General features: G+C 34.7%; 8 protein-coding genes and 1 pseudogene. 5 read left to right on the top strand and 4 right to left on the bottom strand.

Going from position 1 to position 9,893, the window contains the following annotated elements:
• Nucleotides 1-225: 225 nt before the first annotated feature.
• Entirely contained in the window at nucleotides 226-1,224 is a 999-nt protein-coding gene (dksA, locus tag CKF59_RS08080; RefSeq protein WP_119534785.1) for an RNA polymerase-binding protein DksA, read from the top strand.
• A 617-nt stretch (nucleotides 1,225-1,841) separates the two neighbouring features.
• Here dksA and CKF59_RS04510 read toward each other — a convergent pair.
• Nucleotides 1,842-2,366, bottom strand: a complete 525-nt coding sequence (locus CKF59_RS04510) for a hypothetical protein (RefSeq protein WP_119534784.1) — start codon at nucleotides 2,364-2,366, stop codon at nucleotides 1,842-1,844.
• Between the two features lie 669 nt (nucleotides 2,367-3,035).
• Between CKF59_RS04510 and CKF59_RS04505 the strand changes: the two genes are divergently transcribed.
• A complete protein-coding gene (locus CKF59_RS04505) occupies nucleotides 3,036-3,473 on the top strand; it encodes a flavin reductase family protein (protein ID WP_119534783.1) in 438 nt (145 codons plus the stop codon).
• 284 nt (nucleotides 3,474-3,757) lie between these two features.
• A complete protein-coding gene (locus CKF59_RS04500) occupies nucleotides 3,758-4,375 on the top strand; it encodes a flavin reductase family protein (protein WP_119534782.1) in 618 nt (205 codons plus the stop codon).
• Between the two features lie 195 nt (nucleotides 4,376-4,570).
• Here the strand turns inward: CKF59_RS04500 and CKF59_RS04495 are convergent, their stop codons facing one another.
• Both CKF59_RS04495 and CKF59_RS04490 read right to left on the bottom strand, forming a co-directional pair.
• Complete coding sequence (locus tag CKF59_RS04495) at nucleotides 4,571-5,203, bottom strand: GAF domain-containing protein (RefSeq protein WP_119534781.1); 633 nt, start codon at nucleotides 5,201-5,203, stop codon at nucleotides 4,571-4,573.
• 257 nt (nucleotides 5,204-5,460) lie between these two features.
• Nucleotides 5,461-5,808, bottom strand: a complete 348-nt coding sequence (locus CKF59_RS04490; RefSeq protein WP_119534780.1) for a zinc ribbon domain-containing protein YjdM — start codon at nucleotides 5,806-5,808, stop codon at nucleotides 5,461-5,463.
• Between the two features lie 304 nt (nucleotides 5,809-6,112).
• Between CKF59_RS04490 and CKF59_RS04485 the strand changes: the two genes are divergently transcribed.
• Both CKF59_RS04485 and bioB read left to right on the top strand, forming a co-directional pair.
• Nucleotides 6,113-7,486, top strand: coding sequence for an L-serine ammonia-lyase (locus CKF59_RS04485; RefSeq protein WP_119534779.1), 1,374 nt, complete (start codon nucleotides 6,113-6,115; stop codon nucleotides 7,484-7,486).
• A 213-nt stretch (nucleotides 7,487-7,699) separates the two neighbouring features.
• Nucleotides 7,700-8,680: pseudogene (gene bioB, locus CKF59_RS04480) on the top strand (biotin synthase BioB); the annotation flags it as partial.
• A gap of 427 nt (nucleotides 8,681-9,107) precedes the next feature.
• Here the strand turns inward: bioB and CKF59_RS04475 are convergent.
• Nucleotides 9,108-9,893 (bottom strand): MFS transporter (locus CKF59_RS04475; RefSeq protein ID WP_119534777.1); only part of this gene is annotated, 786 nt, incomplete at its 5' end.

The following is a 9,893-nucleotide window of genomic DNA, read 5'->3' as shown; positions in this document are numbered from 1 at the left end:
GGATCTATTTGAGAAAAAAATTAAACGAAAAATATAGATTCCTTGTATAATTAGCACGATTAAAAAACTTATTTAAAATTTAATCTAGTTTTAAGTAAAGTGTTTTGTTTATTAGCACATTGTGAATAAAATGAAATAATTTATTACATTTTGTTTTTATAATCCCTTTTTTCTTCTTAGTGTACTAGTGCTAAGTAAGCTAAGACCTATAAGTTGATATTAAAAATGACATTAGAACAACAACCTAAAAGAGGTCGTGGTCGTCCAAGAAAAGACCAACAAACTACCACTGCCACTTCAGAAACAAAACCGGTAAAATTATCTCTAACTCCAAAAGCAGACGCACCAAAAAAGCGTGGACGTAAACCAAAAACTTCTGAAGTAACTGAAACTATGCTTGGAAGCTTAGTTGATGAGAGTAGCCAAAAACGTGGTCGCGGTCGTCCTCGCAAAGTAGCTGCCGAGGAATCAGAAAATGATTTTGAACTCGAAAAAAATCTTGCTCTAGCAAGTAAAGGTCGCACGGATCTCAGTGATGACAACTTTGATGAAATCGAAGAAGAGTTCGATGATTTCGATGATGATGTAAGCTCAAATATTTCTTTAACCGGAAGTAAAGATGAAGAATTTGATGATGCTGACGATGTAAGTTTTGATGATAACTTTGACCTTTACGGCGACAGCAATAATAATTCAAATTTAGTTGACGTTATTATCGAAAAAGAAATAGTTCCTTACACTGAACGTGAAATTGTTCGTGTAGAATCGAATATTGATCAAAAATCTTATGCTTCAACAGCTAAGTCTTTAGAAGCTTTAAATATTAAACCTTATGTGTTTGAAGAGGGGGAAGAATATATGAATCCTCGTCAATTAAAACATATTAAAGATATTATTTTAGCAACTAAAGAAAGTTTACTAAAACAACTTGATGAAACTAAAGAAGCATGGCGTGAAGAAAAAGGTAACTATGCTGATGAAGTAGATCAAGCTGATCATGAATCTGACTTTGCGATCACCTTACGTAATCGTGATCGTGAGCGTCGTTTAATCTTAAAGTTAGATAAAACTTTAACCCGTATTGAAAATGATCCAGATTTTGGTTATTGCGAAAAATGTGGTGATGAAATTGGCATGCGTCGTTTAGAAGCAAGACCAACAGCGGAATTATGTATTAACTGTAAATCTAAATCAGAAATCCACGAAAGACAACAAAAAGGTTAATTTTATTTATAGAGATACCCGTAAATGGATTTCTGTAAGGTTTTTGTCAATTCAACTTAGGAGTGAGGAAATAATCCTCGCTCTTTTTTTGTCCGTGTAATTTCAAAGGGGATGAACTCAAAGGTTGTATTTTAGAGAGATGAACTAGATACTCAATGTTATAAAAATAATAGTAAGAGAAATTGAGAGCTAAAAATAAAGGATAAAGAGGTAAAAATTCTTAAAGAAAAGGATAAAGAATAAAGAAGTAAAGTTCTGCAAGAAAAGAGAGAAAAAATAAGGGATAAAGAAAAGGAAAGTCAAGGAGTTTAGAAAGAGTATGGGAAGAAAAAAGAGGTAAAGTTTTTTTACGAGGAGTTTTTCATTTAGAGGAAAAAGGGATAAGAAGTAAAAATAGAGTAAAAAGTCCTAGGCCGAACATAAATATTTCCCAGGACTTGAATAACAGAATGAATAAAAACTATATATGTTTGTGATTATATTATACCATTTTATCACGAAAGGGAAGAGGAAATTGTGGAAAAAAGCACAATTTTTGTACTTTTTTATTGCAAAACGAGGGTAAAACTATAGATACGTATATAATTTTACCCTCGCTATGGAGATTTTATTGATAATTATTGGCTATTTTTATTCTCTGCTGACTTATCTTCAACTTTAATGGTGAAGTCATAGTGGACACAACAAGAAGGAGTTGCTTTTGGATCTTTAAGCATTACCGCCACACGAACACGACCATCAATATTTGAGAGATTTGGATAGTCTTTTACCATTAATGGATAGTAAGTAGGATTATCATTTTTAGAGTCAATGAGAATCACCACATCTTTATTGGTATTGTCTGTTGTTAAAACCTGACCTTTTTTGAGGTCTAAATAATAGTAATCAACAAGATGTCCACGTAAAGTACCTGTAACTTTTACATTGTTAATTACGGTATTTAATAAAGGATTAACCGGAGTATTTTCACCAGATACGGCTTCAATACGGAAACGTGTAGAATAGCTTGAAGCATCTACATAGATCCAATCTGCAGGAACATAATAAGGAACTGTAGATTGAGTATAAGCTTCAGGTTTATTGCCCGCACAAGCTGCTAAAAGAAAAGCAGCACAAACTGAAGCTAAGAGTTTTCTTTTCATGAGGATCATCTTCTTATTCATAAATAATTAATTGAAGTATTCTTAAGAATAACTTGCATCTAAAAAACAAAACCTGATATTACCTCTATAGGTATGAGAAAAATATCATTTTCCTATTTTATTATATAGCATTTAGAGCTGAACATGCTAGCAAAACATTATAATAAGAGGAGAAAAAGATCAAGATAAACTCTAGTAAGTTACTAGGTTATTAAGAACAATTATTAATAGAACTCTAGGAAATGAGGGGGAGTTTTTTAGGTTTTTTTCAGCAAAATTAAGGAATTTTTCTTATAAAAACTACTTTTTAGGGAACAAAGAGGAAAAGTAGCTTTGTTTTCTTTTCCGTTTTTGGAGAAAATGGGAGTAAAATATAATTAATAGTTAGATCAATGTTTTGTAAATTTGATAAAATAAATAGACTTAGAAAAATAAAAGTTGGAAGAGAATCTAACTAGCGTAAACTTTTATTTTTTCCATACCAAAAGTACTTTTTGCAAATATTTTGATTATCGTTTGGGTTAGAACCACTTTTATACAAGATCATTCTTTGGCAACTAGGTTTGAGAAATTAATTGTAATAAAAAAACCTTAGTAAATAATGGTTAGCCAAGAAGATAAGTTTTTAGCAAAGAAAGCCAATTTAACTCAAACATATTAGGAAAGATTATGGCAATTCTCTCAATAGATCCAGATCGTGCTGCTCGTTTACTTAATATAGGTCCTTTAGTTGTCGTGTCAACTACCTATCAAGGGATTACCAATGCTATGCCTTTAGCTTGGATTTGTCCTATGGGTTATAACCCTGCAACTATTTCCCTCGTTATGAACCGTGGAGCTTATACTCGTGCTCTTGTTGAAAAAAGCGGTATTTTTATGGTACAAGTCCCTGTAGTTGAGCAAATTGACATTATTATGAATCTAGGTACTCAATCTTTAGCAGATAATCCAAATAAACTTGCAGATTCAGGTGTTGAATTGTTTACCGTTGAAGAGGCTTTAGGGCTTCCAATGATGCAGGGAGCAGTAGCTTGGCTTCAATGCCGTTTAATTCCAGATCAATACTTAGAAGAACATTCAAACATGCTTATTGCTCGTGTTGAATAGGCATGGATTGATGAAGATGTATTTGATAACGGACACTGGAACTTAGAAAAATGTCCTGAGAATAAACACCCATTACATTATGTTGCTGGTGGTTTATTCTATACTACGGGTAGAAGTATCAAAGTAGATAATTTCTAAAAGCAGATAATTTTTAAAGGTTAATGAGAAAGTCACGAGAGGCACTCCTCTAGTGACTTTTATTTTTTAAGATTTTAAAAAATTGAAGAATAATGGTATAATAATGCCCATTATTAAAAAAGCAAATTAGTGCTTAACCATATTATATGACTATAAAACCAGTACCACTAGATAAAGTATATCGTTTATTAAATCACGGTCCGGTAACTTTAATTTCTGCAAAAGTAGCAGAAGATATAGATGTGATGGCCGCTGCATGGACAAGCCTGCTTGATTTTGATAAGATCTCGGTAGTTCTTGATTCTAGTTCTTATACTCGTAAATTAGTAGAAAAATCAGGCTATTTTGCTGTACAAATTCCTACAGCTCAACAAGCCTCAAAAGTTTTGGCTTTAGGAAGTATGAGTAAAAATACTCATACTGATAAACTTGAACGTAGTCGTATTGAATTTGTTAAGATTCAAGATGAGCAGATGCCTTTTGTGGCTAATGCAGCTGCTTGGATACTCTGTCAAGTAATTCCAGAACCACAAATGCAAGAAAAATATGACCTTTTTGTTGGACGTATAGTTGCAGGATGGGCTGATGATAAGATTTTCCGTGATGGACATTGGGAATTAGAGGGTGTTTCTGATGCTTTACGTCCATTACACTATACTGCAGGCGGGCAATTTTATCTTACCGGTAAAAGTTTAATTGTAAAAAATGATGTAAGCAAACTTGATCAATTAAATGCCACCACAAATTCTACAGACACCGAATAATAAATTTTCTTAATTTACGATCAATAAAAGGCCTCCAGATAAACTCCGGAGGTTTTTGCATTCTAGGAAAACCTATTTAGAATTTAGACAAAGGCAAACAAAATCTAAAGTTACTTTTAAGAGCAAAGATCTCAGTTTGAACTCTATCTCAATGATTTTACGAAATACTTATTTCTTAAAAAATTAAATTAGGAATTAAAAGAGTAAAAAGAGTCCTGCACTTAATAAGCCAATAATAATGCCTAAGCCGACCCCAAGACTTAAGTATTTTGCTCCTTGATAGCTGAGATTATTTGGTGATTCATAATAACTAGCAAAGTTATCAGCATCAAGGCGAGATAATTGAGCATTAAGTACTTTAACTACGGCTTCGAGTCCTTGTTGATCTTCGGGACTAAAGCGATCTAGTTGCGGGCTATCAATATCGAGGACACCAACAACTGTATTCTCAATTTGTAGAGGAATAACAATTTCCGAATTTGAGGCACTATCACAAGCTATATGCCCTTCAAACTCATGGACATTTGCAACTCTTAAGGTTTGTTTTTGGGCAGCGGCTGTGCCACATACCCCTTTACCTAGAGGAATACGAGTACAAGCTGCTTTGCCTTGGAATGGTCCTAAGTAGAGAAGATTTTCTTCTTGTTGGAGTAAGTAAAAACCTACCCAGTTAATATCTTGAAGATGTTGATTGAGTAAGGCTGAAGTATTACTTAATACACTTACAAGATTGTTATCAGGCTCAATGGTAGAGGCCACTTGTTTAACGAGAGTTTTGTATGCAGGAGTAAGGTGATCAAGATTAACTTGTGCGAGTAAATTAGCCATAGAGCCTCCAGAGAAAAATAAATACTTCTTACTATTATTGTAACAAAGATTATAAAAAAAGGAGTAAGTGATACTTACTCCTTAATATACATACATATACATTACACATTTTCAAGAATCATAAGGATTATACAATGACAATATGATTCGGATTATTCTGCCACCTTTTTTGGGTGGGCTTTTATAATAGCACAGATAAAAAGCCAGTGCAAGAGATAAAGCGGAAAAAAGCCTAGATTTTACATCTAGGCGTGAAATTAGTTAGCTTTTTTTAGAAATTCTGATTTTAAACCAAAAGCTTGACCATCGATTTTACAATCTACATCGTGATCTCCGTCAACTAAACGGATATTTTTTACTTTTGTCCCTTGTTTTAAGGTAATATTAGTACCTTTTACTTTTAAAGGTTTAATTAAAGTTACAGTATCACCATTTTCTAAGATATTCCCAAAAGCATCTTTCCATACTTTTTCGCCAGCAGCTTGTTGTGCTGCTACTTCTTGAGGATCAAACTCAGCTGCACACATAGAGCAAATATGAGTTACGCCATCGAAGTAAGTAAATTCTGAGCTACATTTAGGACAGTGAATAACTGAATCTGACATTATTATTTCTCACTAGTTAAGGCTCGAAGCCATATATTTAAGGGTAAAAGAATGAAAATTCACATACTTATAATGCGGTTATTATAGCGTAAAAGCCTTAATTTGTAAAAATTATTTCATAGGCTTTTGCTATAATAAGCCCCTGAAATAAAATTTTTTCACACAAATTTAATTATCTTATTAATCAGAAGAAAATGAGCTTAAGTAAGTTTAGTAAATCCAAGAACTTTTTATACTTAAAGAGCTTTTTATCAATGAAAATACTTTTGGTTAATTGCGGTTTATTTATCTCTTTTAGGAATTTATGATAAGTATTTTTGATATTTTCAAAATCGGAGTAGGTCCATCATCTTCACATACGGTTGGTCCTATGGTGGCAACCCATAAATTTATGGAAACTCTAGTTGCAAGCAACAAATTAGAGTTAATTGACAAGGTAGAAATAGATATTTATGGTTCGCTGTCGTTAACCGGAGTTGGGCATTTAACTGACGTGGCAGTAGTAATGGGATTAATGGGCTATTTGCCGGAAAATGTCGAAGTTGAACGTATTACCGAATATATGAATTTAGTTAAGTCGAGCAAAAAGCTTGCTTTATGGTTAGGAGCTAAAGAAATAGATTTTTGTTACTATACCGACCTACATTTTCGTAAAGAATTTCTCCCTCGTCACGAAAATGCTCTTACGGTAACAGCTTATAGCCAAGGACAAGTGCTCGAACAACAAACCTATTATTCGGTAGGAGGTGGATTTGTAGTTACGGATAAGGATTTTGATACTAGTGAAGATAATAGTGTAAAAGCTCCTTATGATTATAAATCGGCTGAAGACCTATTACAGCATACTGAGCAAACAGGGTATTCTTTATCTTATCTCACCCTACAAAATGAACTTTCTTTACGTAGCCAAGAGCAAATTCAAGAATATTGTCAACGTATTTGGCAAACCATGCAAGAGTGTATGCAAAGAGGAATGCTCACTGAAGGGTTATTGCCAGGACCACTAAGAGTACGTCGTCGAGCTCCGGGATTACGTAAACTTCTAGAAGCTGATATTCTCAAAGAGCACTCAGATCCTCTTTATGCTATGGATTGGTTAAATCTCTATGCTTTTGCGGTAAATGAAGAAAATGCGGCGGGAGGACGAGTAGTAACGGCGCCAACTAATGGAGCTTGTGGCATAGTGCCTGCTGTTTTAGCCTACTATGGTAAATTTTATGGGCATTTAACTCCAGAAATTGTACAAAGATACTTATTAGTTTGTTCTTTAGTAGGCTCTTTATATAAGATGAATGCGTCGATTTCGGGAGCGGAAGTAGGCTGTCAAGGAGAAGTAGGGGTAGCTTGTTCTATGGCTGCTGCCGGTTTTGCTGAGATTATGGGAGGATCTCCTAAACAAGTATTTATTGCTGCCGAAATTGCGATGGAGCATAATTTAGGTTTAACTTGTGATCCTGTAGCTGGGCAAGTACAAGTTCCTTGTATTGAACGTAATGCTATAGCTTCGACGAAAGCGGTAAATGCGGCTCGTATGGCACTGCGTAGAGTTAATGATCCAAGTGTCTCTTTAGATAAAGTAATTGAAGCCATGTATGAAACCGGTAAAGATATGAATGCGAAGTATCGTGAAACCTCTACCGGAGGCTTAGCAATTAAAGTGACCAATATTTGTGGTTAATTAAGAAGTTTTTATGCAAAATCATCTTTTTTGTGCAAGCTATTTTTGCCGAACGCAAAAAAGTGGGCATGTGATATAATGAGGACTTGATTTTAAGATTTCAAAGAAATTAACGGCACTCTACCGAGAGTCGCTTATGTTATCTCTGATGATCAGATCTAAGAAGGGAATTCTTTGAGTAAAAGATCATCTTTTAAAGATTAAGTTAAAAATATGCAAAAACTTAAATTAACCAAATTAACCCCACATAAGCAAACTGATTATTGGACAGTGTGTGAAGTGGAAAAATTATTTGAAACGCCATTTTTAGAGTTGGTATTTGAGGCAGCTCGTATTCATCGAGAAAATTTTGATCCTCGTGAAGTGCAACTTTCAACGTTACTTTCAATAAAAACTGGTGGTTGTCCTGAAGATTGTACTTATTGTCCGCAATCGGCAAGATATAACACAGGCGTAGAAAACGAAGCTTTACTTGCTAAAGAAGAGATAGTTTCTAAAGCAAAACTGGCAAAAGCTAAAGGTGCGACTCGTTTTTGTATGGGAGCAGCTTGGCGCGGTCCTAAAGAAAGACACATGCCAATGTTACGTGAAGCTATTGCTGAAGTAAAGGCTTTGGGGATGGAGGTATGTGGTACTTTTGGGATCTTAGAAGAAGGACAAGCTGAACAACTTAAAGAAGCTGGTTTAGATTACTATAACCATAACCTAGATACTGCTCCTGAGCATTATGAAAAAATTATTACCACCCGTAAGTTTGATGATCGAATTAACACTTTAGGGAAAGTACGTAATGCGGGCTTAAAAGTATGTTGTGGTGGGATTATCGGCTTAAACGAAAGTCGTAAAGAGCGTGCAGGCTTATTAGCAAGTCTTGCTAACTTAGATCCTCATCCTGAATCTGTCCCAATTAACCAATTAGTAAAGGTTGAAGGTACGCCTTTATTTGAAGCCGAAGAATTAGACTGGACTGAGTTTGTACGTACTATTGCCATTGCTCGTATTCTTATGCCTACTTCTCATGTACGTCTTTCTGCAGGAAGACAGCAAATGCCTGAGTCTATGCAGGCTATGTGTTTTATGGCGGGAGCAAATAGTATTTTCTATGGAGAAAAACTCTTAACAACTTCAAATCCGGATGCTAACTTCGATGCTCAACTGCTTTATAAACTAGACATGAAACCTGAAGGTTCAGAGTTAGACTTTGCTACCATTCTGGAACAACAAGAACAAGAAATGGTAGATTATGTAGCAGAACATGGCTTACAATCTTTAGAAACTGAAACTATGCATCCAGCACACTTTGCAGGGCACGAAGTTTCGGGAGGCTGTGGTTCGGGTTGTGGTACAAGTATGGCAAAACAGCAAGCCCAAAGTAGCGATGTAGGTTACTACAAAGCTAGTTAATAGACAGATCAAGTCATGATCTCGAAAGTTAAGTAATTGACATCTAGAGATAATGCCTTGAGATAAATTTAGTAAAAATAAAACCCTAAAAGAGTAGTAACTACTATTCTTTTGGGGTTTTATTTTATGTAAACGAAAATAAATATTAGTTTGAGTTTTTAGATGTTCGTAAACTTAGATAATAAATTTTGCCTTAGTAAACTTTTTTATCTTAAATCTAGTGTCCTCCTGGAGTATTAGCTGCTTGTTCTTCGTCAATACCCCAAATTCTTTGGTAACTTAGGTTTATTAAGGCAACTAGAAATGCCGCAATGCCAATAACGCTAACTAAAGTTAAGCCTCCAAAGCGACTAAAGTGAGCCACGGGAGCAAGAATTATTCCAGAAAGGATTAACATTAAAGAGAGTAGGAGCGATAAGGCCGTACCGGTAATGTGACCATAACGCATTAAATATACCGAGTACATAGTAGAGTTTAATGCTCCTACAAAGAATCCATTTACTGCAATATTGAGGAGGAGTAAAACAGGATTGATCGTTTGCGTAAGGACTAAAAATAGATTAAAAACAATGCTTAAGAGTAAGAAGAGCGAAAAGTAACGCCATACAAGATTAATGGCAACGCCTCTTCCGACTAAATACTGATTCGATAGCATCCCACACATAATCGCAACAATGCTTGATCCTAGTAGGATCGAGCTATAAGTTGGAGAAATATGATAATCCACAATTAATACTGCTGGTAATAATGAAGGAATTGAAATTGCTACTATTTCTAGGGCCGTAATCGCAAAAATTAACGCTACTGAAGGAGGAGTTTTTAAAATACTTATATAGTTACGGAGAATACGTAAGGTATTTAAAGGTTGTTTTTTCTCCGGATCTATAGTTTCGGGAATTTTCTTTAGATAAGAAATTAAAATAAAAATTAATAATCCCGTAACTACGTAATAAATCCCTTGCCATGGCATAAAGATCATGAGAAGACTACCAATCAATGGAGC

The sequence above is a fragment of the Psittacicella gerlachiana genome (assembly GCF_003585965.1).
GTDB classification, from domain to species: Bacteria; Pseudomonadota; Gammaproteobacteria; order Enterobacterales; family Psittacicellaceae; genus Psittacicella; species Psittacicella gerlachiana.
This window is presented reverse-complemented; position numbering and strand designations above follow the sequence as displayed.

What these genes read in the sequence shown, in the direction of transcription:
- dksA (WP_119534785.1), top strand. Translation starts at nt 226, where the DNA reads ATGACATTAGAACAACAACCTAAAAGAGGTCGTGGTCGTCCAAGAAAA.
- CKF59_RS04510 (WP_119534784.1), bottom strand. Translation starts at nt 2,366, where the DNA reads ATGAAAAGAAAACTCTTAGCTTCAGTTTGTGCTGCTTTTCTTTTAGCA.
- CKF59_RS04505 (WP_119534783.1), top strand. Translation starts at nt 3,036, where the DNA reads ATGGCAATTCTCTCAATAGATCCAGATCGTGCTGCTCGTTTACTTAAT.
- CKF59_RS04500 (WP_119534782.1), top strand. Translation starts at nt 3,758, where the DNA reads ATGACTATAAAACCAGTACCACTAGATAAAGTATATCGTTTATTAAAT.
- CKF59_RS04495 (WP_119534781.1), bottom strand. Translation starts at nt 5,203, where the DNA reads ATGGCTAATTTACTCGCACAAGTTAATCTTGATCACCTTACTCCTGCA.
- CKF59_RS04490 (WP_119534780.1), bottom strand. Translation starts at nt 5,808, where the DNA reads ATGTCAGATTCAGTTATTCACTGTCCTAAATGTAGCTCAGAATTTACT.
- CKF59_RS04485 (WP_119534779.1), top strand. Translation starts at nt 6,113, where the DNA reads ATGATAAGTATTTTTGATATTTTCAAAATCGGAGTAGGTCCATCATCT.